We start from the raw sequence: 23,892 nt of genomic DNA on the forward strand, positions 1-23,892 counted from the left end.
GAGGGCGCCGGCCTACGCCGCGTCCGCGACGAAGCGCTCCAGGGACCGCGCCGGGTGGCCGGTCAGCCGGGACACCGTGTCGGTGACGAGGGCGAAGTGCCCGGCGCGCACCCGCTCGTAGGTCAGCGCGGTGAGGTCCCGCTCGAAACCGCTCAGGCCCTCCAGCGACCCCTCGATCCCCGGGTCGGTGTAGCGGACGGTCCGGCCCAGGGCCGCCGAGAGGAGCGCCGCCGTCCGGGCCGGCGGCACGGCCTCGGGGCCGGACAGCTCGTAGGCCTGCCCGACGTGCCGCTCGTCCGTCAGCGCCAGCTCGGCCACCTCGGCGATGTCACGCGTGTCGATCCACGCCATGCGGGCGTCCGGGTGCGGGAACGCGAACCGGCCCTCGGCGATCTGCTCGCCGAAGAACCGGGGGTCCGTGAGGACCTGCATGAACCATCCGGGCCGCACCATGGTCCACGACCGCCCGCTCTCACGGACGGCGCGCTCCACCCTCGCCGACCAGCCCTCCGAGCCCGAATGCTCCGGGTCGCGCTCGGAGAGCAGCACGACGTGCGTGGACGCCGGGGTGGTGGCCAGGAAGGACGCGACGAGATCGGGTGCGTCCTCGCGGAGCGGGACGACGGCGAACACGGCGTCGACCCCGTCGGTCGCGCGAGCCCAGCCTTCCGGCCGGTCCCACGAGAGCTCGACCGGGACCACCCGGTCGTGGTCCACGAGCGCGGGGTCGCTGCTGCCGCCCCACAGCTCGACGTCGTCGCGCGGTGCCAGCCGGTCGGCCAGCGCCGAACCGGTCTTGCCGCGGACGCCGGTGATCAGGATGCGCATCGTGGGACCTCCGTGGGGGTGCGGGTCAGGAGTCGGTGGTGGGCGGTGCGATCGCGGTGACCCGGATCTCGACCCGCATGCCGACGGCGCCGAGCGCGGCGACGCCGATCTCGGTCCAGACCGGTGCACGCTCGCCCATCCGGAGCCGGAACTGCTCGGTCATGACGGACGTGTGCTCGTCGCCGATCTCGTCGGTCGCCGTGGGGACGTGGAAGCTGTCGACGGCGACGACGTCGCGCCACGTGGCGCCGGCCAGCGCCAGGGTCCGCTCGACGTTGTCGAAGGCCTGGACGATCTCCTCCCGCAGGTCCTCGGGGAAGTGGAACTCGTCGTCCCAGCCGCCCTGGCCGGAGAGGTGGACGGTGTCGCCGATCCGGACGGCCTGGTGGTAGTGGAGCTGCTCACGCAGCATGTCGCCGTAGCCGGGGGTGACGAAGAACTGAGGCTCGGTCATCGGTCGCTCGCTCTCATTGGTTCAAGCATGAACTGAAAGGACGATCCGAACGTAGCACGGTTCACTTCATGCCGAAAGTAATCTAGGGTGAGGGCATGCCCCAGCCGACCCAGGACGAACAGGTCGACGAGGCCGTCGACGGCGAGCAGCGCTGGCTCTCGCCGAGAGAGAAGGAGGCGTGGACCGGCGCGGCCTCGTTGATGCTGCTGCTGCCGGGCCGCCTCGACGCGGCGGTGCAGCGTGCGGCCGGCCTGAGTCTCTTCGAGTACCTCACGCTGAGCCACATGTCGGAGGCCGAGGACCGCCGCCTGGTCATGAGCGAGCTGGCCTACCTCACCAACGGCTCGCTCCCCCGGCTCTCCAACGTCATGAAGAGGTTCGAGGCGCGCGGCTGGGCGCACCGGTACCCGGACCCCGAGGACCGTCGCTGCACGATCGCGGCGCTCACGGACGAGGGCTACGCGAAGGTGGTCGAGGCGGCCCCCGCCCACCTGCGGTCCGTGCGCGAGCACGTGCTCGACCCGCTGACCGCCACCGACCAGCGGGCGCTGGCCCGGATCGCCGCCAAGCTGCGCACCCGACCGGAGGACTTCCCGGCCCCGTGAAGCGGTGAGCGTCACGCGGTCGCCCACAGGAGGTTGTGATGAGCGAGTCAGGCCCTCGGCAGGTCCACGCGCCGGACGGCGCACGGATCGCGGTGTGGAGCAGCGGCTCCGGCCCGCCGTTGCTGCTCGTGCACGGCACGATGTCGGACCATCGGCGGTGGCGCATCACCGACCTGCTCGCCGGCGACCGGACCGTCCACGCGATGGACCGGCGCGGTCGCGGCGGCAGCACCGACGGCCCGCGCTGGGCGCCCGAGCGCGAGGTCGAGGACGTCGTCGCGGTCGTGGACGACCTGGCCGCCGAGGCGGCGCAGCCGGTGGACGTGCTCGGGCACTCCCTCGGTGGGTACCTGGCGCTGCGTGCCGCTGCCCGCACGCCCCACGTCCGCCGTCTGGTGCTCTACGAGCCGGCGCTCGTCGAGCACCCCCCACCGGCCGACGTCGTCGCACGCCTGCAGGTGGCGTCCGACGAGGGCCGGTACGTGGACGTCGTCGAGCTCATGATGCGCGAGGTGCTGCACATGCCCGACGACGAGATCGCCGCGCTGCGCGACCAGCCGAGCTGGGCGGCCCGGGTGGCCAGCGCCCCGACCGTCCCCCGCGAGGAGAGCGTCCCGCTGGTGCTGGCACCGGGTGAGGCGGCCGCCGTCACGGCACCGACCCTGCTGATCCGTGGCGGGGACAGCCCCGCGTTCCTCCAGGATGCGGTGCGCACCGTGGCCGAGTCCGTCCCGGACTGCGAGGTCGTGACGCTGGAGGGCCACCGGCACGTCGCGGACCAGACGGACCCCGAGATGTTCGCGGCCGTCGTCCGCGAGTTCCTCCTGCGGTGACGTCCCCGGCCCGGCGACGTCCCGCACCGGCAGCCCCGATCAGTGGAACGTCGTCGCGTAGTACGTCTGCCGGTCGACCTCCTCGACGGTGACGTCCCGCGTCCGCTCCAGGTGCCGGCGCAGGTTGTCGGCGAACCGCAGCCCGTCGTCGTTGAACCGGGACACGTCGTAGGCGCAGACCACGCGGTGCTCGGCGAGGTGGGCGACGAGCGCGTCGATCATGTCCATGAACGTGCGCGTCGCCCGTCGTCCGGGGTGCGCGAGCGTGTAGCCGATGTACCAGACGGCGCCGCGCGCCGCGTGCTCCGGGTACCGGGCGGCGAAGAACTCGGGGCTGACCCACGGCACGGCGGCGAGGTCGGTCGCCAGGGTCGTCATCCCGGCGGGCTCCCCGGCGTCGTCGTGGGCGAGCAGCTTGAGCACGCGGGGGTCGGCCATCTCCTCGTCGAACTCCTCGCGGTGCAGCACGTGACGGGCGGCGGCCCGCGTGCGCAGCGGCTCGAAGGCGTCCAGGTACAGCTGCCAGAAGCTCTCGGCGACGTCGCCGCCGAGCGTCGGCTCGAACGTGACGTCAGTGACCATCGGCGATCGCCTCCCAGCCGGCCCGCCGGAAGGTCGCGACGACGACGGCGCACACGGGCAGCGAGTCGCACGTGATGCCGGTGATCAGGCGGCCGCTCGGGTGGTAGACGCCCCCGCGGGACGCGGAGAGGTCCTCCAGGCTGTGGATGAGGTCGGTGGCGACCTGCTCGTGCGAGGGGCCCTCGTGCTCGACGAAGAGCCCGGCACCGCTGCCGTCGTCACGGAGCGACCAGGCGACACCCGCCCAGGCCTCGTGCCCGGGCAGCGAGGCGTGCGCCTCCGCGTACACGCAGTACAGCGCGTCCCCGTGCTCGCCGAACAGGGCGTCCTCGGCGTCCACCTCGAGGATCGTGCTGCCGGGCGGGACGACGGAGCTCAGTCGGATGAGGTTGAAGTCACCGACCCCGGCGGCGACCAGGGCGGCGTCGAAGGCTGCCAGCGTCGTCCGGCCGGTGCCGGTCCCCTTGCTGATGCGGATGGTCAGGTTGGCGCTCATCGGTTCCTCGGTGGTCGGGATCAGTTCTGTCTGGCGCGCCGCGGCCGGCGACGGAGTCCAGGAGGTCCAGCACCGGGCCCAGGAGGGCTTGGGGTGCCGTGCGTTCCTTGGCGAGGAAGACGGTACGGCCCAGGCGGAGGTCCTCGCGCTCCTGCCTCCCGACGGAGGAGCCGGTGTAGACCACGAGCGGGACCTGCCGCAGGCGCCCGTCGCGCCGCAGGTCGCTGACCAGCGCGTTGCCGGTGCCGTCCGGCAGGGAGAGGTCGAGCAGCAGGAGGTCCGGCTCCACCCTGGCGAGCGCCTGCCGTGCCTCCTCGACGGAGCGGGCCTGGGTCACGGCGAGCCCGCCGCTCTCGAGCACCGTGGCCACGACGCGACGCAGGTCGTCGTCGTCCTCCACGACGAGGACCTGCTCGTGGTGCGGGTGCCGCCGGGCGACGTCGCGCACCGTGCCGGCGAGCTGTGCCGGGTCGACAGGCTTGACCAGCCAGCCGTCGGCCAGCGAGGCGGCCTCCCGGGCGTCGGCGGGCCGGGTCCCGGACACGACCACCACGGGCACCCGGGCCGTCGCGGCGGTGCGCCGCACCTGCGCCAGCACCTCGGCGCCGTCGGTGCCCGGCATCGCGAGGTCCAGGACGATCGCCGCCGGATGCTCCGCGGCGATCAGCTCGATCGCCGTCCGGCCGTCCGTGACCCCGAGGACGGTGAAGCCACGTTCCTCCAGGACCGTGCTCAGGACGTCGACCACGTAGGGGTCGTCGTCCACGACGACGACGCGCGGCGGGCCTGCGGCGTCGGCCTCCACGGCGGCCTCCTGAGCGGCGAGGGACGACGGCGGAGCGTGCGTCCGCGTCGCGGGTTCGCCGTCGGCGGTGCGCGGCCCGGACGGTGCGCGGTGCGGGTCGACGCGGCGCAGCGTGAAGCGCAGGCTCGCCCCGGTCCCCTCGCCGTCGCTCACGGCCCACATCCGGCCGCCGTGGCGTTCGACGATGCTGCGGGCGATGGGCAGCCCCAGGCCGGTGCCGCCGCGCTCGCGGGCGTCGGAGGCGTCGACCTGCTCGAACCGGCGGAAGACGGCCTCCAGCTTGTCGGGCGGGATCCCGCGGCCCTCGTCGTCGACGCGCACCTCGACCATGTCCCCGACGGGCACCACGCTGGTGCGCACCGTGCTCCCGGGCGGGGAGAACTTCACCGCGTTGGAGAGCACGTTGACCAGGGTCTGGACGATGCGGTCCGCGTCGGCGCTGACGACCTCGGCGGACGGGTCGTGGTCGAGCGTGACCCCGGCCTTCTCGGCGAGGATCGAGACCTGCTCCTCCGCGGAGTCCAGCAGCGTCTCCACCCGGTGGTCCGCCAGGTCCAGCTGCGTCGACCCGGCCGCCATGCGTTCGATGTCGAGGATGTCGTCCACGAGCCGGCCGAGGCGCTCGCTGCTGGTCAGCGCGATGTGCACCATCCGTTGCGCCCGCTCGGGGTCGTCGCCGAGGACGCCGCTGTCCAGCAGGCCGAGCGAACCGCGGATCGACGTGAGCGGGGTGCGCAGCTCGTGGCTCACCACGGAGACGAACTCGTCCTTGATGCGCTCCATCTCCCGGCGCTCGGTGACGTCGCGGAAGACGACGACCGCCCCGCGGATCGTCCCGTCGTCGCGCAGCGGGCTGGCGGTCACCTCGACCGGCACCTCCTTGCCGTCGAGCCGGAGGTAGACGTCCTGCTCGGCGGTGGTGGTGACGCCGTCGCGCACGGCCTCGGTGATGTAGCAGCCCTCCACGGGGTAGGGGGCGCCGTCGGCGTCCGTGGCGTGGAAGGTGGCGTGCACGTCGCACCCGACGAGGTCGGCCGGCGTCGCGCCGAGCGTGCGGGACGCCGCCGCGTTGATGAAGGTCAGCCGCCCCGCGGCGTCCACGCCGTAGATGCCGTCCGCGACGGACTCCAGCGTGCGCTCGCGCTCGCCGGCCAGGGCGCGCAGCTGCGCGGTACGGTCCTCGACCCGGCGCTCCAGGCCGTGCCGCAGCGACTCGTTGTCCACGACGACGAGGATCTGCCGGATCACCACCGCGGCCAGCACCGCCACCCACAGGGCGTCCGCCACCCACGGGACCCCCTCGCCCGACCGGACCACCCGGACCAGGGCCGCCGCGAGGAACAGGGAGAACGTCACCACGGTGCCGAGCACCGGCGAGCCGTCCCCCGGGCGCCGGCTGTCGATCGGGCTCCCGGACGCCGCGGGGTGGCGCGCGGCGACGGCGATGGCGGCGTACCCGCCGATCCAGCCGAGGTCGACGGGGCTGCCGAAGGTGAAGCCGCCGCTGGCGGAGAACAGCGCGAACGCGACGTCGGCGACGGCGTAGAGCACGAACCCGCTGCCCACGAGGACCAGGGGGACGCGTTCCTCGGCGCTCGACCGCGTCATCACGAGCACGGCGAGCGTGGCGAGCAGCGCGTCCACCACGGGCAGGGCGTAGGCGCTGACGGCGGGCTGGGCGGTCCAGTCGCGCCCGCCCAGCACGACGGCGAACACGGCGATGTACAGCACCGACCCGCCGACCACGACGCTGTCGAGCAGCATGCGCACGATCTCCTGGCCGCGCGGTCGCACGGTGGGGAACAGGGCGAGGCCCACGACGCCCAGCGAGAGGGCGGCGATGTAGGCGATGTCGCCCGTCGAGGGGTCGCCGACGGCGGTGGCGTAGACGTTGCCCAGCAGGCCCACGATCCCGCCGAGGGACAGCGCTCCCCAGGCGCGACGCCGTCGTCCGGTGGAGCGCACCGCGCGCCAGCCGCAGCTCACGGACGCGAAGACGGCGGCCGCGGCGAGGGCGGACTGGGACACCAGCTGCCGGGTCGCGGCGTCGAACGGACCCGCGAGCACGACGGCGAGCACGAGCATCACCGCCCCGGCTGCCCAGCACCAGCGGAGGAACAGTGCGTGCGCCCGTGCTGCCGCGCGTCGCGCCTCAACCATGGCCCGAGCGTAGGTGGCGGATGCCGATGGCGCCCGGGCGGGGTAGCGTCGGCCGGGTCCGGTCACGGGGGGACGGAGCAGATGGGAACGAGCCGACGCTGCGTGGTGGTGGTCGACGACGACCCGTCGATCCGCGAGGTCGCCGCCCTGTCGTTGTCCGCCGTCGGCGGGCACGACGTGCGCACGGCGGGCGACGGGGCCGACGGCGTCGAGCTCGCTCGTCAGGTGCGGCCGGACGTCATCCTGCTGGACGTCATGATGCCCACGCACGACGGCCCCACCGTCCTGGCCCGGATCCGGACGATCGACGTGCTGCGGGACGTCCCCGTCGTCTTCCTCACCGCGAAGGTGGGGGCCCAGGACATCCGCAAGCTCGACGGCCTGGGCGCGGTCGGGGTGATCACCAAGCCCTTCGACCCGCTCGCGCTGCCGCAGCGCCTCGCCGACGTGCTCGGGTGGGACGAGTGAGCGGGTCGGGGAGCGGTGTTCCCGAGGACGACGCGCTGGACGACGCCGTCGCGCGGCTCGCCCGCAGCGCTCGGCAGCGCAACCTCGGCCGGGCGGACCGGGTCCTGGAGCTGCTCGCGACCTCCGGCGCGACCTCCGGCGCGACGGCCGGCGGTGCGGCGCCCGACCCGGCGGACCGCGACGAGGCAGCGCTGCTGTGCCACTCGATAGCCGGCTCGGCGGGGACGTTCGGGGACGACGAGCTCGCCGATGCCGCCCGGCACGTCGAGTCCGCGCTCCAGGACGGTCACCGGGACGGGATGCCGGCGGCCCTCGACCGGCTGCGCGCGACCGCGAGCGCCCTGCGAGGGCTCTGACACGACGCGCCACCGGTCGGGATCTTGAGGTGATCTTGAGGTGATCCTGATCGGAACGGCAGCCCTCCACGAGGTCGGGTGCTCAGCATCGAGGTATCGATGCCTCACTAGCCCGCGGAGCCGGACATGCCCGTACTGCTCTCGCACGACGCCGAGCCGACGTCCGCCGACGTCGGAGCCACCGTGCTGCCGTGGTGCCGGCCATGACCGGCCTCGATCCGCTCGCCGCCGTCGCGCGGGCGTGGCAGGACCTGATCGACGGGCTCGAGGGCGACGCGCCGGCGGTCGACCGGTTCGCGACGATCTGGCTCGAGCTGCTGCCGCGGCGGCTGACGTCCTGCCGACGGGCCCTGGCCCGCGGGGACGGCGAGCTGGCACGGGTGCGGCTCCTCAGTCTCCACAGCTCGGCGGTCATGCTGGGTCTGGAGGACCTGGCCCGGTCCACGGCGCGTTGCCAGGCGGCCCTCGACGAGGACGACCCCGGGCTGGAGACGGCGCGCGCCCTGGCCCGCGACGTCATGGTGGACGCGCAGGAGGCCGCGGCCCTGGTGTCGGCCGCCCTCGGTCAGGGTCGGTGGTCGAAGCGGTAGCCGACGCCGCGGACCGTCCTGATCCACCGCGGTGAGGCCGGGTCGTCGCCGATCTTGCGCCGCAGGTTGGCCATGTGGACCTCGACGCTGCGGCGGTCGGCCGGGGTCACGGGAGTACCGGTGTCGTACTCGTCGCCCCACAGGACCCGCACGAGGGTGTCCTTGGAGAGCACCCGGCCGGGCGCGTTGACGAGCGCGGCGAGCAGGTCGAACTCGCTACGCGTCAGGTGGACCTCCACGTCGTCGACGTGGACGGTGCGGCCCGCCGGGTCCACCAGCAGCCCGTCGGCGTCCGCCGTCACCGTCAGCGCGGAGGCCGCACCGTCGGGCAGCGGCCGGGCACCGGCGTGCGGTGCGTGGGCGGCGGCCGGTGCCGCGGCCGGGGCGGCGGCGGGCGGGACGTCGCGGCGGTGCCGGCGCAGGATCGCCTCGATGCGTGCCCGCAGCTCCCGTGGCCGGAACGGTTTGGTCTGGTAGTCGTCGGCGCCCGCGTCCAGGCCCATCAGGGCGTCGATCTCGTCGGTGCGCGCGGTCAGCATCACGACGTAGGTGTTCGAGACGGTGCGGATCTGGCGGCACACCTCGATCCCGTCGATGTCGGGCAGGCTGATGTCGAGCGTGGTCAGCAGCGGGTCGATCCGCGTCACCAGGTCGACCCCGCTGCGTCCGTCGACGGCGGTGTAGGTCGTGAACCCGGCCTGGGTGAGGACCTCCTCGAGCAGCGCACGGATCTCGGCGTCGTCCTCGACCACGACCGCGGTGCGGTCGGAGGCGGCGGCCGGGTCACGGGGGCGGCCCGGGTGGGGTCCAGCGGTCATGCCGCCACGGTAGTGGCCGGTTGCCCGAAGCGCACGGGTGCCGTGCCCTAGCCGTCCTCCCGGACGTCCGGCGCGGCCTCGTCCAGCATGGTCCTGAGGGCGTCGAGATTCTGCCCGGCGAGCTCCTCGCCGAGCGTCGCGGCGCCGTCGTCGGAGCCGACGCCCCCCGGGGCGGCCGACGGCGAGACCAGGGTCCCGGCGACCTCCCCCGCGCCGATGACGCCGCCGTCGAAGGGCACGACGCTGTCGAGCCCGAGCGTGTTCCAGTGGGCCGGGACGGGCTCGGGCCCGTCGGGCACGGCGGGCTCCCAGAACAGCGCGAGGACGTAGCTGTGCCCGACCTCGAGCCGGGGGGTGCCCTCCGCGACGACCGGGACCTTCTCGCCCTCGTCGAGCGTCCATCCGCGGGCGACCAGCGGGAAGCGGCCCTCCGGGGCGCCGCGTGCCGGCTCTTCCGCCGACCAGACGACCTCGTCGAGGTGCAGGCTGACCTCGCGCGGCACGGTCGTCTCGCCGCTCTCCGCAGGGTCCTCGTCCTGCGGCACCTCCCGCTCGGCGACGACCGTCGCGACGACGACGTGGTCCGCGGACGCGACCCAGTCCGCCGCGGTGTCGTCGGGGTACCGCTCCGAGAGCCCTGCCGCGTCGGCGGGTGGGGTGGCCTCGTCGGCGCAGCCCGCCGTGAGCAGCGTCGCGGTGAGGGCGAGCGCGAGGGCCGTGACCGACCTGGTCATCACGCTCCCCTCCCGTGGCCGACCGGCTGGTGCCGGGCGCGCGCACGGTGACGCCGGACGGCGGCACGGTTGGCGCAGCGCACGGAGCAGTAGCGCTGACGCCCGTTCCGGGTGACGTCGACGACGACGGCGGCGCACGGGTCGCCCGGCTCCTCGCCCGCGGCGCACCGGTGCAGGCGGTGCATGCCGCGGGTGGTGAGGTGCAGGGCGGTGCCGACGCTGATGACGGCATGCAGCACCCGCGGGAGCGACTGGTCCTCGTCGCGGTAGTGCAGGTGCCAGCCCTCGTCGTCGTGGTCGGTGAGGCGGGGGTAGGCCGCGGCGGCGGCCATCTGCGCGTTGAGCCGGCGGGCACGCTCCTCCGGGTCGGTGGCGTCGACGACGGCGAGCCAGTCGTCGACGACGCGACGGGTGCGCGGGTGGTCGTCGGGCGCGACGGGGAACGTCATCGTCATGCCGAACTCGCGGGTCCGCGCCTCGATGCCGGCGCGGTCGCCGGGCCAGTCGTCCGCGAGGGAGGCGGCCAGGAGCACCGCGTACTCGCCGTAAGGGTTGAGGTGCACAAGACCATGACACCACGCTGGACCGCATGACGACACTCGAGGCGCACGGCCAGCCGCACGGACAGGCGCACGGCCACCGGACCACCGCGGCATCGCCGCACGAGCACGGGTGGGTCGTGGAGTCCGGTCACACCGTCTCCACCGGCCGCATCCTCTACGTGCGGTGCGCCGGGTGCGGCGTTCGGCGCGTCGACCAGCAGGAGGACCGCCGTCGTCCGCCGGTCGCGCTCAGCCGCGAGACGGCGCGGTAGGTTGCCTGCGCAAGCCTTGCTCGGACGCCGGTGTCACGACGAGAGGACCGCGATGACGGCACGGTACGACGTCGACCTTCCCGACGGACGCACGCTCGTGGTGCACGACACGGGCGCGCACACCGGCGCGCACCGCGACGCGCCCGCCGTCGTCTGGCACCACGGGTCGCCCCAGTCCGGGGCGCTGCTCGCGCCGGTGGTCGCCGCGGCGGCCGCCCGTGGCCTGCGCGTCCTCTCCCCCGCGCGCTCCGGCTACGGCGGCTCGACCCCGGCGCCCGGACGGTCCGTGGCCGACGCCGCGGCCGACGTCGGCCACGCCCTCGACGCGCTCGGCGTGCCCGCCTGCCACGCCGTCGGCGCCTCCGGCGGGGGGCCGCACGCCCTCGCGCTCGCGGCGCTGCGACCCGACCTGGTCCGCGGCGTCGTGACCCTCGCGGGCGTCGCCCCGTACGACGGCACCGACGCCTGGTTCGCCGGCATGGCCGACGACGGCGGTCTGCGGGCCGCGCTCGGCGGCCGGGCCGCGCGCGAGCGGTTCGGCGAGACGGCCGAGTTCGACGAGACGAGCTTCACGGAGGCCGACTACGCGATGCTCGCCGGCTCCTGGGCCGGGCTCGGGGACGACGCCGTACGCGCCGGCCAGGAGTGGCCGGGGGGCCTGGTGGACGACGACGTCGCCTTCGTCCGGCCGTGGGGTGCGGCGCTCGCGGACGTGACCGCGCCCGTGCTGGTGGTCCAGGGTGGCGCGGACCGGGTGATCCCGCGGCACCACGGCGAGCTGCTGGTGACGGGCCTGCCCGCGGGCGAGCTGTGGCTGCGCCCGCGCGACGGGCACGTCAGCGTCCTCGGTGCCCTGCCGGTCGCGTACGACTGGCTGCGCGCGGTCTGACCCGTCCGCGGGTGAAACAGCGGGTGAACTTGCGCCCTGGGAAACCGATCTCTAGCATGAGAAACCGGTTCCTGATGGAGCCGACCTCATCTGGGTGTCTCGCTCCAGCGTCGGAGCCAGGCACGACAGGGGCTTCTCGATGAGGCCACGCGTCACCCGGGCAGTGCTGCCCGACGGCGGACGGTCCGCCTGGCGCGTCGCACCACCCGCCATGCCCGATTCGATGACGAAGTGAGGCAACGATGAGAAGAACAGCCGCCAGACGGCTCACCGCGGCAGGAGCCACGATGGCCCTCGCCGGGACGATGGGCATCACCGCCCTGTGGATGGCCGACGCCCAGGCCGCCACCGGCAGCGCCACCGGGTTCGCCACCCAGAACGGCGGGACCACCGGCGGCGCCGGCGGGCAGACCGTCAGCGCCAGCACCGGCACCGAGATCCACCAGGCGCTCTGCTCCCGTGCCAGCAGCGACACCCCGATCATCATCGAGGTGGAGGGCACCATCAACCACGGCAACACCAGCAAGGTGTCCGGGGACAGCTGCAACACCGCCGACGACGTGATCGAGCTCAAGGAGATCAGCAACGTCACGCTGGTCGGCGTGGGCAGCGGCGCGCTCTTCGACGAGCTCGGCATCCACATCCGCTCGTCGGACAACATCATCCTGCAGAACCTGCACGTGCGGAACGTCAAGAAGTCGGGCTCCCCCACCTCCAACGGCGGCGACGCCATCGGCATGGAGAGCGACGTCAGCAACGTCTGGGCCGACCACCTCACCCTCGAGGCGTCCGGCGGCGAGTCCGAGGGCTACGACGCCCTCTTCGACATGAAGGCGGACACCACGCACGTCACGCTGTCGTACTCGATCCTGCGCAACTCGGGGCGCGGCGGGCTCGTCGGCTCCAGCGACGGCGACACCGGCAACGGTCCCGTCACGTACCACCACAACCTCTACGAGAACATCGACTCGCGGACGCCGCTGCTGCGGGCCGGGACGGCGCACACCTACAACAACCACTTCGTGGGGCTGACCAAGTCCGGGATCAACTCCCGCCTCGGCGCGGAGGCGCTGGTCGAGAACAACTACTTCGAGGACTCCAAGGACCCGCTCGGCACCTTCTACACGGACGACATGGGGTACTGGGAGGTCAGCGGCAACATCTGGGACAACATCACCTGGTCCTCGGACGGCTCGGACAACCACCCCGCCGGGCCGAACCCGACGTCGACCACCTCGGTGTCCGTGCCGTACTCCTACCAGCTCGACGACGCCCAGTGCGTCCCGAACCTGCTCGCGGCCACCGCCGGCGCGAACAAGGGCCTCCAGGTCTCCGACGGCTCCTGCTCGCCGCAGAACCCCGACCCCACGCCGGACCCGGACCCGACTCCCGACCCGGACCCCACGCCTGACCCGGACCCGACTCCGGACCCGGACCCGACGGACCCGACGGACCCGCCCAGCGGGGAGAACCTCAGCATCGGTGCGGGCTCGGACGGCTCCTCCAAGGGTGACGGCACGAGCTACGGCAACGTCCGCGACGGCGACATGAGCACCTACTGGTCCCCGTCGGGCTCGACCGGCCGGATCTCGGTCAAGTGGGGCACCGACACCACGGTGTCCTCGATCAACATCCGCGAGGCCGCGGGAGCCGAGGGCAACATCGGTGCGTGGCAGGTCGTCAACCACGACAACGACGACGTGCTGGCCACCGGCAGCGGTGCCGGCGTCATCGACGTCCCGACGACGTCGCTGAGCAAGATCGACTTCGTCATCACCTCCTCGAGCGGCACCCCCCGGGTCGGCGAGTTCGAGACCTACGCCGGCGACCCGGGCACCGACCCGGCACCGGACCCCGACCCGACCGAGGACCCGACGCCGGACCCGGACCCGACCGACGAGCCCCAGCCCGGCGCTGACACCCTCTACGTGGCACCGGGTGGGTCTTCCGGTGCCTCCGGGACGGAGTCCGACCCGACCACGCTGACGTCGGCGATCGACCGGGTCGACGCGGGTGGCGAGATCTTCCTGCGGGGTGGCACGTACGACCTGGCCGACACCGTGACCATCGAGCCCGGCAACGACGGCACCTCGGGCGACCGCACGCTGCTCTCCGCCTACCCGGGCGAGACGCCGGTGCTCGACTTCTCCGCGCAGGCGGAGGACTCCTCGAACCGCGGTCTCGCCATCGGCGGCGACTACTGGCACGTCTACGGGCTCGTCGTTCAGCACGCCGGGGACAACGGCATCTTGCTCGGCGGCAACCACAACATCATCGAGCGCGTCGTGACCCGCTACAACCACGACACCGGGCTGCAGCTCTCCCGCCTGATCGCGGGCGCGCCGTCGGACCAGTGGCCGTCGCACAACCTCATCGTCTCGAGCGAGTCGCACGACAACGCCGACTCGGACGGCGAGGACGCCGACGGGTTCGCGGCCAAGCTGACGTCCGGGCCCGGGAACGTCTTCCGCGACACGGTGGCGCACCACAACATCGACGACGGCTGGGACCTCTACACCAAGTCCGAGACCGGGCCGATCGGCGAGGTGACCATCGAGAGCTCGCTCGCCTTCTCCAACGGCACGCTGTCGGACGGTTCGCAGGCCGGCAACGGTGACCGCAACGGCTTCAAGCTCGGGGGCGAGGACATCGAGGTCGACCACGTCGTCCGGGACTCGTACGCGGTGGACAACGGCAAGCACGGGTTCACGTACAACAGCAACCCTGGCTCGATGACCATCACCGGCAACGTGAGCATCGGCAACGAGGAGCGGAACTTCAACTTCGACGAGGGTTCGCACACCTTCAGCGGCAACGTGTCCTGCGACAGCGGCTCCAGCGACCGCTACTCCGGCACGGACGCCGGCGGCAACTCCTTCTGGTCCGGTTCGAACGGGTCCGCGTGCGGTCAGTACGCGGGCGGCCTCTCCTGGTCGTTCTCGGCCGACGGCTCGCTCGACGTCACGTTCGGGTAGATCCAGGCGCAGTAGCGTGATTCGGGGGGCGGGGGCGCGAGGGGTCCAGCAGCGGGCTTCTCGGGCCCTCGCCCACCACGACGCGCAGCGTTCGTCCGTCAGTCGGGCAGCTCGGGCACCTGGCTGCCTGCTGCGCGCACGCGGGCGAGTCGCTCGTCGTCCTTGCGGGAACGTGCTTCGTCGCGCGACCGGTAGTCGGCGGAGCTGTTGACGTGCGGGAAGGGGCGGCCCGGTACGGCCATGCCGAGGGCGCGGCAGATCGGCTCCCAGCCGTCGCCCGGCTGCCACTCGACCAGTCGTTCGGGCGGGACCAGTGCTCGGACCTCCTGGAGCCGGCGGTGGTAGCCCTCCTTGACCGCGTGCGGATCGGTGATGTCGGTGAAGACATCACGGAAGAGAACCCTGAAGAGCGGGACCATCGGGTCGTCGGCGTCCCTGGCGAGCATCTCGCTGGTGCGGGGCAGGACGGTCGACGCCATGCTGCGGTACCAGACCTCCGGGTCGCCGCGGTGCGACAGCAGCACCGGAACGTCCGGGTTGGCAGCGGCGAGATCACGCCAGCAGTTCGAGAACGGCGCGTCCACTCCCGCGGCGTACCCGGCGAGAAGATCGTCCCAGTCGGGCATGTCGCCGTCGATGGCTCGGACCCAGGTGGCAGCGTGCTCGGGGTGGGTGAACACCTCGCTCATGTGGTAAATCGGCGCGTCCAGGAGAAACGCCAGCGCTTCCCGCAGCGAGGACGTCCCGGTGCGGGGCAGGCCCGCGCCGATCAGTCGTAGGGTCACGGCGGCAGTCTAGGCGCGGCTGCCCCTGTCCTCCGGGCGCGCCCCGGCTGATGGCTGTGGTGGCGTACCTGCTGGTGGTACCCGGCGGGTAGCAGCACGTCGGAGGACCTCGCCGTCTGGCGTGGCGACGCCATAGGCTCGGGACATGAACGCTGACAAGGCTTCGACCGGCTCCTCGTCCGCCCTGACCCGGAGCTTCCTGACGATCGCGCTGGTCGAGGGCGCGATTCTGGGCGCGGCGGTGATCCTCCTCGCACTGGACGTCATCCCGTTCAACGTCTTCCTCGGGGTGATCGCCGTGTGCGTGGCGGGCACGGGCATCGCGTTCCTGCGGGTGATCCGCGGGGCGCAGCGCACCGCCTCGTCCGACGCCGGACCGGACTCCGGCACGGGCGCACGCAGCACGAGCCCCGACTCGACGATCGACCGGTCGAACCCGTTCACGCGCTAATAATGCGCATCATCTCGTTGACCTGAGTCGCGGGGCCTCCGGAGACTGCCGGTGCCGGGCACGTCCCGGCGCCGGTGGCGACGGTGCCGCCGGTCTACCGACGGAGGTCATCGTGCACCCTCACCGCAGACGAAGCCGTCTGGCCGGCCGCCTGGCGGCCGTCACCACCTCGTTGACGATCGCGCTCGCCGGCGCTCTCGTGGCGCCGTCGTCCGCCGCAGCGGCCGACGGCGAGCCGGCGCTCCCCGAGTTCGCGTTCTCCGGCCGGGTCATCGACAAGGCCGAGATGGACTACAACCCGACGAACGAGTTCATCTTCCCGAGCATCTTCCACGCGGGTGAGCACCTCGCCGACCCGCTGGGCGAGTGGTACCTGTACTACGCCCCGCACGACTCCCCCGGCGGCATCTCGCTGCTCTACGCCGACTCGCTCGACGGCCCGTGGACGGAGTACGCCGAGAACCCGCTCATCGCCAACGAGTGGCCGCCGCACTACGACCGCGTCTCCCACGTCTCCTCCCCGGACGCGGTGTGGGACGACGCCACCGGTCAGGTGCTGCTGTACTTCCACGGCGAGAACTCCACGACCCGCTGGGCGAGCTCGGCCGACGGCGTCACGTTCGACGACTCCGGCGTCGCCGTGACGAACGCCGACGGCGGCCCCGGTACCACCGAGACGTCGTACGCCCGGGTGTTCCCCCACCCGGACCCGGACTCGGCGTACCGCTGGGGCATGTTCTACATGCAGAACCGCACCGACAACATCCGCCGCATCAAGATGGCGGAGTCGGTGGACGGCAAGAGCTGGGACGTGCGGGCGGAGCCGGTCGTCGTCCCCGACGCCGCGACGGGGCAGAACGTGTCGGGCGGCAACCTGCTGACCTGGGAGGGGCAGCACTACCTCACCTACCACGGCTCGTCGGGCGTCACCTATGCCCGTGCGGTCGACCCGACGGTGACCGAGATCGGCCCCCAGCGGGTGCTGCACCGCTCGTCGGGGGTCGGGGACGACGTCGGACGTGTCGCCGCCCCGGAGGTGGTCACCGAGGGTGAGGACACCTACCTGTTCTACGAGTCGGGCGACCGGCTCGGCGCCACGATCGCGTACGCGACCAGGGTGGAGCCGACGCCGCCCGACCCCGACCCGCTGCGGGAGCAGTGCAGCGGCGCGGCGTCCGACGAGTTCGACGGCGCGGCGCTCGACGGCGCGCTGTGGGACGTCGTGAACCCGGACGGTGCCCGGCACGCGGTGGCCGACGGCGCGCTGACCGTCCCCACGTACGGCACGGGCGTGGCGGGGGCGCCGTTCCCGGTGCAGGCCGTCCCCGACGGGCCCTGGGAGGTCACCACGGAGGTGGACGTCGACCCGCGCGAGCGCTACCAGCAGGCGGGCCTGATCCTGCACACCGCGGGCGACACGTACGCGAAGCTCGACCACGGGTTCGGGTCGAACGGCCTGCGGTTCTCGTACATCTGGCGCCAGGACGGCGCGGAGCGGAACGCATCGATCGACACCCCGCCCGTCCCGGTCGGGACGGGCACGACGGTGTGGCTGCGACTGACGAGCGACGGGACGAACGTCCTCGCCGCGGCCTCGACGGACGGGCAGGAGTTCGCGACCATCGGCCGTCCGGTCCCGCTGGCCGAGCTCGCCCCGACGGGCGTCGGGGTCTCGGCCCTGCGCGGGGCCACCGCGGCGCCCGAGATCGAGGCGACGTTCGACTGGTTCCGCTGGACGCCGACGGCGCAGGAGTCGGCCGCGTGCGACGCCCCGGACGCCACCTGGGACGCCACCGCGGTGTACGACGACGGCGCGACGGTCGCGTACGACGGCGCCACCTGGGAGGCGCTCTGGTGGAGCAGCGGCGACGTGCCCGGGGCGAGCGTGCACGGGCCCTGGGCCGAGCAGGGGGCCGCGTCGGGCTGCGGTACGGCGTGGACGGCGAGCGCCGTGCACCACTCCGGTGACGTCGTCGTGCATGCCGGGCACGAGTGGTCCGCTGCGTGGTGGACGCGTGGCCAGGAGCCGGGGGCGTCGCCGTGGGGTCCGTGGCAGGACGAGGGAGAGTGCGCCTGACCCGAGGGTGAGTCGGGCGCTCGGATAATGCGCAGGGAAGGGCCCTCAGCCGCAGCAGGACGCGGCTGAGGGCCCTTTCGTCGGCGCAATAATAATGCGCATAATCGTCTTGTTGCCGACTCCTCGGCCCGGGCAGACTCTCGATCACGTCATCGCCGGCGGATCGAGGAGGATCGGATGCCGAAGCGTCGCATCACCCAGGCCGACGTCGCCGCCATGGCCGGCGTCAGCCAGGCCACCGTGTCGTTCGTGCTGAACGACCGGCTCCCTGCCGGCGTCCGCCTGAGCGCCGAGACCCGCCAGCGGGTGCTCGACGCGATCCGCATCACCGGATACTCCGCCAACCCGGTGGCGCAGCGCCTGGCCGGTGGCCGCAACCAGATCATCGGCGTCTTCACCTACGAGGCCACCTTCCCCGGCGGCGGGCGGGACTTCTACGGCCCGTTCCTCGTCGGGATCGAGCACGCGGCCGAGCAGCTCGGCATCGACATCCTGCTGTTCACGAGCGCTCGCGTGGTCGAGGGTCGGCGCCGGCTGACCCGGGACGGCTGGCAGCGGCTCGGCATCGCCGACGGCTGCCTGCTGCTCGGTCAGCACGAGGACCGCAGCGAGCTGCAGCACCTGCTCGACACCAACTACCCGTTCGCGTTCATCGGCAAGCGGTCCAGCGAGGGCGGGCGGCTGCCCTACGTCGGCGCCGACTACACCGGGGCGACCCGCCGGGTGGTCGAGCGGCTCGTCGGCCTCGGGCACCGCCGGATCGGCTACGTCGGGGCGCTGGGCACCGACCAGCCCACCACCGACCGCTGGGAGGGTTACCGCGACGCGCTGCGCGATGCCGGGCTCGGCGCCCGCCTCGTCCCCGAGGAGGAGCCGGACGAGATCGTCACCGCCGTCGTCGAGCAGGGGCTCACCGCCGTCGTCCTCTCGCCCGAGCGCGACCCCGAGGAGCTGCACGACGCGCTCGGCCGGCGCGGGCTCGACGTCCCGCGCGACGTCTCCGTCCTGCTGCTCGGCCAGCCGCACCACCGGCTGCGCCGGCCGCAGGAGTGGTCGGGCTACGCGATCCCGCGCGAGGAGATGGGAGCCCGCGCGCTCCTGCTGCTCTCCCGGCTGGTCGCGGGCGACGACGTCGGCGACGAGGAGCTGCACCGGCTCCTGGAGTGCACCGAGGTCACCGGTGGCACCGTCGGCCCACCCGCGTCGCAGCGCGCGCCCGCCGGCACCGACGGCTCGCTCGTCCCCTGAACCACCGCACCACGACAGAACGGAAGCACCTGTGCCCACCACCCCGGACGTCACCACCGACGTCACCACGGACGTCCTCGTCGTCGGCGGCGGCCTCGGCGGCGTCGCCGCGGCGCTCGCCGCCGCCGACCGCGGCGCCCGCGTCGTCCTGACCGAGGAGCACCCGTGGATCGGCGGCCAGCTCACCTCCCAGGGCGTCCCGCCCGACGAGCACCCCTGGGTCGAGGACTTCGGCGTGACCCGGCGCTACCGGGCCGTGCGCGACGGCATCCGCGACGCGTACCGCCGCCGCTACCCCCTGACCGCGGCGGCGCGGACCCGGGCGGCCCTGAACCCGGGCGCCGGCTGGGTGTCGAAGCTGTGCCACGAGCCGCGGGTCGCCGTCGGCGTCCTGGAGGAGATGTTGCTGCCCGCCCGGGCCGCGGGCCGCCTCACGCTGCTGGAGCGCGTCCGGCCGGTCGCCGCCGAGACGGCGGACGACACGGTGCGCTCGGTGACGCTGGAGTCGGTGCTGGACGGCACGCGGACCACGGTGACCGCGGGCTACGTGCTCGACGCCACGGAGACGGGCGAGCTCCTGCCCCTGACGGGTACCGCGTACGTCACCGGGTTCGAGTCCCGGGAGACGACCGGCGAGCCCAGCGCCCCGGCCGAGGCGCAGCCCGGCAACGTCCAGGCCCTGAGCGTGTGCTTCGCCGTCGAGCACACCGACGGTGACCACACCATCGACAGGCCGGAGCGCTACGAGTTCTGGCGCAGCTACCGGCCCGGGCCGTGGAACGGCGAGCGCATGCTCTCGTGGCACGCACCGAACCCCCGCACGCTCGAGATGGACGTGCGCAGCTTCACGCCCAACCCCGGCGACGACGCCGGTGCGGTCGTCGCGGACCAGTCGCGCAACCCGGGCGACGGCAACCTGTGGACGTTCCGCCGGATCCTCGCGCGCGACCTGTTCGAGCCGGGCTTCCTCGCCAGCGACGTCTGCCTGGTCAACTGGCCCGCCATCGACTACTTCCTCGAGCCGGTGCTCGACGTCCCGCGCGAGGTGGAGCTCGCCCGGATCGAGGACGCCCGGCAGCTCAGCCTCTCGATGCTCTACTGGATGCAGACCGAGGCCCCGCGGCCCGACGGCGGCACCGGGTTCCCGGGACTGCGCCTGCGGCCCGACGTCATGGGTACGTCCGACGGGCTCGCCCAGGCCGCCTACCACCGCGAGGGTCGCCGGATCCGCGCCGTCACCACCGTGACGGAGAACGACGTGTCGTACGCGGTACGGGGCGACCGGGGCGCCACCCGCTACGAGGACAGCGTGGGCGTGGGTATGTACCGCATCGACCTGCACCCCTCCACCGGCGGGGACACCTACATCGACGTCCCGTCCACCCCGTTCGAGATCCCGCTCGGCGCGCTGCTGCCCGAGCGCACGACCAACCTGCTGGCCGCCGCGAAGAACATCGGCACCACGCACATCACCAACGGCTGCTACCGCCTGCACCCCGTGGAGTGGAACGTCGGCGAGGTCGCCGGCCACCTCGCGGCCTTCTGCACCGAGCGCGGCGTGCGGCCCCACGACGTGCACGCCAAGTCCGACCTGCTCGCCGAGCTGCAGGAGGAGCTCACGGCCGCCGGCGTCGAGATCCGCTGGGCCGACGGCGCACACCCGTACTGACGCCGTCCGCCCGACGGCGCACCCGTGCAGCACCCACCGCCCATCCAGTTCGAAGGAGCACTGATGCACACCATCCGACACCGCGGCCTCGCCGCGGGCATCGCCACCGCGGCGGTCCTCGGCCTGGCCGCCTGCGGGTCGTCCGACCCGCAGGCGGCGGGCGAGCCCGAGGCACCGGGCGAGCCCGTCCCGCTGACGATGACCGTCTGGACCGCCGACGAGGCGCAGCTCGCCCTGTTCCAGTCCATCGCCGACGCGTACGTCGCCGAGCACCCTGAGCTCGTCTCGGAGGTCACGTTCGAGGCCATCCCGTTCGACGACTACACGACGTCGCTCACCACCCGCCTCGCCGGCGGCAACGCCCCCGACCTGGCGTGGATCCTCGAGAGCTACGCACCCGAGTTCGTGCAGAGCGGCGCCCTCGTCGACGTCGGCCCGGTGCTCGAGGGGACCGACGGCTACGCCTACGACGACCTCCTCGAGAGCTCGCTGGCGCTCTGGCAGCAGGACGGCGGCCTCTTCGCCTACCCGTTCTCCAACAGCCCGTTCGCCATGTTCGTCAACACCGACCAGGTCGAGGCCGCCGGCCAGCCGTCCCCCGCGGAGCTCGTCGGGTCCGGGGAGTGGACCTACGACGCCGCCCGGGACATCGCTGCGGCAGCGGCCGAGGAGTCCGGCAAGCAGGGCCTGGTGGTCCGTGACTTCGACTACAAGGTGTGGGAGAACCTCTCGACGATCTGGGACGGCTGGGACGCCGCGCCCTGGAGCGCCGACGGCGCCACGTGCACCTTCACCGACCCCGCCATGGTCGACGCCATGACGTGGATCCACGACGCGACGTTCGACGACGGCGCGATGCCCGGCCCGGGCACGACCGCCGACTTCTTCGCGGGCGACGCCGCCATGACGATCACCCAGATCTCGCGCGCCTCCTCGCTCGACGACAGCTTCGCCTGGGACGTGGTGCCGCTGCCGGCCGGGCCCCAGGGCCGGCAGAACGTCATCGGTCAGGCGGGCATCGGCGTCTTCGCCCAGGGGGAGCACCCCGACGTGGCCGCCGACTTCCTGGCGTGGTTCACCAACCCCGAGAACGCCGAGCAGCTGGCCGCCTACTTCCCGCCGCCGCGGGAGTCGCTGCTCACCGCCGAGGTCCTCGGCGCGGCCAACCCGCTGCTCAGCGAGGACCAGCTCCAGGCGGTCGTCGTGGACGGGATCACCGACGCCGTCACCAAGCCCGCCCACCCGAGCTTCGCCAAGCTGCAGGACACGGTGCGCGCCGGTCTCGACCCGCTGTGGACGGCGGACGCGGACGTCGAGGCGGTGCTCGCGGACGTGTGCACGTCGATCGACCCCGTCCTGGCCGGCTCATGACCTCGACACCGGTGGCCGCGCGGCCGCGGGTGCGCTCCGCGCGCACCCGCGGCTCCGCGGCGCAGCGCGACCGCGCCGTCGGCTACCTGATGGTGGCGCCGCAGGTGCTGGGCACCGTCGCGTTCGTCATCGTGCCGCTGGTCACCGTCGCCTGGTACTCCCTGCACGAGTGGAACGTGCTCGCGGGCACGTTCGTGTTCAGCGGCGCGGACAACTACGAGCGGATGCTCGCCGACCCCGGGCTGCGGGACTCGCTCGTCGCGAGCCTGTGGTTCTCCGTGGGCCTGGTGGTCCTCAACGTCACGCTGGCACTGCTCCTGGCCGTGCTGCTCGACCAGAAGCTGCCGGGCACGACGACGTTCCGCACGTTCTTCTTCTCGCCCGTCGTCGTGTCCCTCGTCGCCTGGACGATCGTGTGGGGCTTCCTGCTCCAGGACGACGGCGGGATCAACGGGTTCCTCGCGTCGGTCGGCGTCGAGGGACCCAACTGGTTGCGCAGCGGACCGACGGCGATGCTCGCCGTCATCGTGGTCCAGGTCTTCAAGAACGTCGGCCTCAACATGATCCTGTTCCTGGCCGCGCTGCAGAGCGTCCCCGAGGAGGTCCAGGAGGCGGCCCGGATCGACGGCGCGGGTGCGTGGCGCCGGTTCCGCTCCATCACCCTGCCCCTCATCAGCCCGACCGTGCTGCTCGTGTCGATCCTCACCGTGGTGGGATCCCTCGAGGTGTTCGCGCAGATCGACGTGCTGACGGGCGGCGGGCCCGGGAACTCCACCACGGTGCTCGTCTACTACCTGTACCAGCAGGCCTTCCGGTTCAACGAGTTCGGCTACGCGAGCGCAATCTCCGTGCTCCTGTTCGTCATCGTCCTGGCCCTGACCCTGATCCAGTGGCGGACGCGAAAGAGGTGGGTCCACGATGAGGTCTGACGTCACGTCCGCACCGGTGGCCGGTCCGGCGACCGACCCGCCGGCCCTCGCCGGGCCGCCGCCCGCCGTCGGTGACGTGCCGGCCGCGCGCCGCCGTCGTCGGCCGCGCGCCGTCCGCGGGCTGCTGGTCGCCCTGCTGGTGGTGCTGAGCGTCCCGTTCGTGTTCCCCACGTGGTGGATGGCGACGTCGAGCCTCAAGCCGATGAGCGAGATCCTGCGGATCCCGCCCACGCTGTGGCCGCACGAGGTCTCCTGGGACGCCTACGCCGACGTGTTCGCGCTGCAGCCGTTCGCGCAGCAGTACTGGAACAGCCTGTACATCGCGGCGCTGGTCACGGCCGGGACGATCCTCGTGGCCTCGCTGGCCGGGTACGCGTTCGCGCGGATCTCGTTCCCCGGGGCGAACGCGCTGTTCGTGCTGGTGCTCGTCGGGATGCTGGTCCCGGCCGAGGTGACGATCGTGCCGCTGTTCCGCATGGTCAACGCCCTGGGCCTCATCGACACGCACTGGCCGCTGATCGTGGTCCCGATCTTCGGCGCACCGAGCGTGCTGGCGACGTTCATCATGCGGCAGTTCTTCCTCGGGCTGCCGCGGGAGCTGGAGGAGGCCGGGCGCATGGACGGGCTGGGCCGCTGGGGGATCTTCTGGCGCATCGCGTTCCCCCTCGCCCGGCCGGCGGTCGCCGCCGTCGCGATCTTCACGTTCCTCAAGTCCTGGAACCTCTACCTGGAGCCGATCGTGTACCTGTCGAGCCGGGAGAACTTCACGCTGCCGCAGGCCCTCACCCAGTACGTGGACGCCTACGGCGGGCCGATGTGGAACGTGCAGCTCGCGGCGACCACCCTGACGGTGATCCCCGTGCTCGCCGTGTTCCTCGTGGCACAGCGGCAGTTCGTCCAGGGCCTCGCGCACTCCGGTCTGAAGGGCTGAGCGGGTGACACGTGCCAATGATGC

At 72.9% G+C, this 23,892-nt stretch carries 24 protein-coding genes; 15 read left to right on the plus strand and 9 right to left on the minus strand.

The genetic code is table 11. The annotated features are described in order from the left end of the window. Window positions 1–12 precede the first annotated feature (12 nt). The gene (locus MWU57_RS03360) at window positions 13–828 is read right to left on the minus strand and encodes an NmrA family NAD(P)-binding protein (RefSeq protein ID WP_246907235.1); all 816 of its coding nucleotides are present in this window, start codon (window positions 826–828) and stop codon (window positions 13–15) included. Window positions 829–853: 25 nt separating this feature from the next. Then, window positions 854–1,282: a Rid family hydrolase gene (locus MWU57_RS03365; protein WP_246907236.1), complete on the minus strand. Its 429-nt coding sequence runs from the start codon at window positions 1,280–1,282 to the stop codon at window positions 854–856. A 95-nt stretch (window positions 1,283–1,377) separates the two neighbouring features. Between MWU57_RS03365 and MWU57_RS03370 the strand changes: the two genes are divergently transcribed. Together MWU57_RS03370 and MWU57_RS03375 are read left to right on the plus strand one after the other, a co-directional pair. After that, the gene (locus MWU57_RS03370; protein ID WP_246907237.1) at window positions 1,378–1,887 is read left to right on the plus strand and encodes a MarR family winged helix-turn-helix transcriptional regulator; all 510 of its coding nucleotides are present in this window, start codon (window positions 1,378–1,380) and stop codon (window positions 1,885–1,887) included. A gap of 38 nt (window positions 1,888–1,925) precedes the next feature. Further along, on the plus strand, window positions 1,926–2,720 hold the full coding sequence (locus MWU57_RS03375; protein ID WP_246907240.1) for an alpha/beta fold hydrolase: 795 nt from the start codon (window positions 1,926–1,928) through the stop codon (window positions 2,718–2,720). A 39-nt stretch (window positions 2,721–2,759) separates the two neighbouring features. Here MWU57_RS03375 and MWU57_RS03380 read toward each other — a convergent pair whose 3' ends face one another. From MWU57_RS03380 to MWU57_RS03390, 3 genes are read right to left on the minus strand one after another with little or no spacing between them, the layout of a single operon-like run. After that, window positions 2,760–3,302: a hypothetical protein gene (locus tag MWU57_RS03380; protein WP_246907241.1), complete on the minus strand. Its 543-nt coding sequence runs from the start codon at window positions 3,300–3,302 to the stop codon at window positions 2,760–2,762. Further along, complete coding sequence (locus tag MWU57_RS03385) at window positions 3,292–3,798, minus strand: pyruvoyl-dependent arginine decarboxylase (protein ID WP_246907243.1); 507 nt, start codon at window positions 3,796–3,798, stop codon at window positions 3,292–3,294. Before MWU57_RS03385 ends, MWU57_RS03380 begins: the two co-directional genes overlap by 11 nt. Then, window positions 3,698–6,763: a response regulator gene (locus MWU57_RS03390; RefSeq protein ID WP_246907244.1), complete on the minus strand. Its 3,066-nt coding sequence runs from the start codon at window positions 6,761–6,763 to the stop codon at window positions 3,698–3,700. Before MWU57_RS03390 ends, MWU57_RS03385 begins: the two co-directional genes overlap by 101 nt. An 81-nt stretch (window positions 6,764–6,844) precedes the next feature. Here MWU57_RS03390 and MWU57_RS03395 point away from each other — a divergent pair, with 81 nt between their 5' ends. The 3 genes from MWU57_RS03395 (at window position 6,845) to MWU57_RS03405 (ending at window position 8,177) form a co-directional block, all read left to right on the plus strand. Beyond that, entirely contained in the window at window positions 6,845–7,231 is a 387-nt protein-coding gene (locus MWU57_RS03395; RefSeq protein WP_106265711.1) for a response regulator, read from the plus strand. After that, window positions 7,228–7,587: an Hpt domain-containing protein gene (locus MWU57_RS03400; RefSeq protein ID WP_246907245.1), complete on the plus strand. Its 360-nt coding sequence runs from the start codon at window positions 7,228–7,230 to the stop codon at window positions 7,585–7,587. The genes MWU57_RS03395 and MWU57_RS03400 overlap by 4 nt, the downstream gene beginning before the upstream one ends. A gap of 203 nt (window positions 7,588–7,790) precedes the next feature. Further along, window positions 7,791–8,177, plus strand: a complete 387-nt coding sequence (locus tag MWU57_RS03405; protein ID WP_106265707.1) for a hypothetical protein — start codon at window positions 7,791–7,793, stop codon at window positions 8,175–8,177. Here the strand turns inward: MWU57_RS03405 and MWU57_RS03410 are convergent. From MWU57_RS03410 to MWU57_RS03420, 3 genes are read right to left on the minus strand one after another with little or no spacing between them, the layout of a single operon-like run. After that, window positions 8,153–8,995, minus strand: coding sequence for a response regulator transcription factor (locus MWU57_RS03410; protein ID WP_106265706.1), 843 nt, complete (start codon window positions 8,993–8,995; stop codon window positions 8,153–8,155). The genes MWU57_RS03405 and MWU57_RS03410 overlap by 25 nt on opposite strands. A gap of 47 nt (window positions 8,996–9,042) precedes the next feature. Further along, on the minus strand, window positions 9,043–9,729 hold the full coding sequence (locus MWU57_RS03415) for a hypothetical protein (RefSeq protein ID WP_246907246.1): 687 nt from the start codon (window positions 9,727–9,729) through the stop codon (window positions 9,043–9,045). Continuing rightward, window positions 9,729–10,292, minus strand: a complete 564-nt coding sequence (locus MWU57_RS03420) for a CGNR zinc finger domain-containing protein (RefSeq protein WP_106265703.1) — start codon at window positions 10,290–10,292, stop codon at window positions 9,729–9,731. The genes MWU57_RS03415 and MWU57_RS03420 overlap by 1 nt, the downstream gene beginning before the upstream one ends. Window positions 10,293–10,318: 26 nt before the next feature. Here MWU57_RS03420 and MWU57_RS03425 point away from each other — a divergent pair, with 26 nt between their 5' ends. The 3 genes from MWU57_RS03425 to MWU57_RS03435 all read left to right on the plus strand — a co-directional run bounded on the left by MWU57_RS03425 (window position 10,319) and on the right by MWU57_RS03435 (window position 14,407). Then, window positions 10,319–10,543 carry a hypothetical protein gene (locus MWU57_RS03425; protein WP_246907248.1) on the plus strand — a complete coding sequence of 75 codons (225 nt, stop codon included), beginning with the start codon at window positions 10,319–10,321 and terminating at the stop codon, window positions 10,541–10,543. Window positions 10,544–10,595: 52 nt separating this feature from the next. Beyond that, window positions 10,596–11,432 (plus strand): alpha/beta fold hydrolase, encoded by an 837-nt coding sequence (locus MWU57_RS03430; protein ID WP_246907250.1) that lies wholly within the window; start codon window positions 10,596–10,598, stop codon window positions 11,430–11,432. Between the two features lie 287 nt (window positions 11,433–11,719). Continuing rightward, entirely contained in the window at window positions 11,720–14,407 is a 2,688-nt protein-coding gene (locus MWU57_RS03435) for a polysaccharide lyase family 1 protein (RefSeq protein ID WP_246907251.1), read from the plus strand. Between the two features lie 98 nt (window positions 14,408–14,505). Here the strand turns inward: MWU57_RS03435 and MWU57_RS03440 are convergent, their stop codons facing one another. Beyond that, window positions 14,506–15,192 (minus strand): sulfotransferase family protein, encoded by a 687-nt coding sequence (locus MWU57_RS03440; RefSeq protein ID WP_246907252.1) that lies wholly within the window; start codon window positions 15,190–15,192, stop codon window positions 14,506–14,508. A 145-nt stretch (window positions 15,193–15,337) separates the two neighbouring features. On the opposite strand from MWU57_RS03440, the gene MWU57_RS03445 reads away from it, so the two are divergent. The 7 genes from MWU57_RS03445 (at window position 15,338) to MWU57_RS03475 (ending at window position 23,868) form a co-directional block, all read left to right on the plus strand. Then, on the plus strand, window positions 15,338–15,643 hold the full coding sequence (locus MWU57_RS03445) for a hypothetical protein (protein ID WP_246907253.1): 306 nt from the start codon (window positions 15,338–15,340) through the stop codon (window positions 15,641–15,643). Window positions 15,644–15,755: 112 nt separating this feature from the next. Further along, window positions 15,756–17,720: a DUF1349 domain-containing protein gene (locus MWU57_RS03450; RefSeq protein WP_246907254.1), complete on the plus strand. Its 1,965-nt coding sequence runs from the start codon at window positions 15,756–15,758 to the stop codon at window positions 17,718–17,720. A gap of 177 nt (window positions 17,721–17,897) precedes the next feature. Continuing rightward, window positions 17,898–18,968, plus strand: coding sequence for a LacI family DNA-binding transcriptional regulator (locus MWU57_RS03455; RefSeq protein ID WP_246907255.1), 1,071 nt, complete (start codon window positions 17,898–17,900; stop codon window positions 18,966–18,968). 31 nt (window positions 18,969–18,999) lie between these two features. After that, on the plus strand, window positions 19,000–20,637 hold the full coding sequence (locus MWU57_RS03460) for an FAD-dependent oxidoreductase (RefSeq protein ID WP_106265689.1): 1,638 nt from the start codon (window positions 19,000–19,002) through the stop codon (window positions 20,635–20,637). A 63-nt stretch (window positions 20,638–20,700) separates the two neighbouring features. Continuing rightward, complete coding sequence (locus MWU57_RS03465; RefSeq protein WP_246907256.1) at window positions 20,701–22,008, plus strand: ABC transporter substrate-binding protein; 1,308 nt, start codon at window positions 20,701–20,703, stop codon at window positions 22,006–22,008. Beyond that, entirely contained in the window at window positions 22,005–22,937 is a 933-nt protein-coding gene (locus MWU57_RS03470; protein ID WP_246907258.1) for a carbohydrate ABC transporter permease, read from the plus strand. The genes MWU57_RS03465 and MWU57_RS03470 overlap by 4 nt, the downstream gene beginning before the upstream one ends. Next, window positions 22,927–23,868 carry a carbohydrate ABC transporter permease gene (locus tag MWU57_RS03475; RefSeq protein ID WP_246907260.1) on the plus strand — a complete coding sequence of 314 codons (942 nt, stop codon included), beginning with the start codon at window positions 22,927–22,929 and terminating at the stop codon, window positions 23,866–23,868. Before MWU57_RS03470 ends, MWU57_RS03475 begins: the two co-directional genes overlap by 11 nt. Window positions 23,869–23,892: the final 24 nt, after the last annotated feature.

The organism is Isoptericola sp. S6320L, from assembly GCF_023015685.1.
In the GTDB taxonomy this organism is placed as follows: Bacteria; Actinomycetota; Actinomycetes; order Actinomycetales; family Cellulomonadaceae; genus Isoptericola; species Isoptericola halotolerans_A.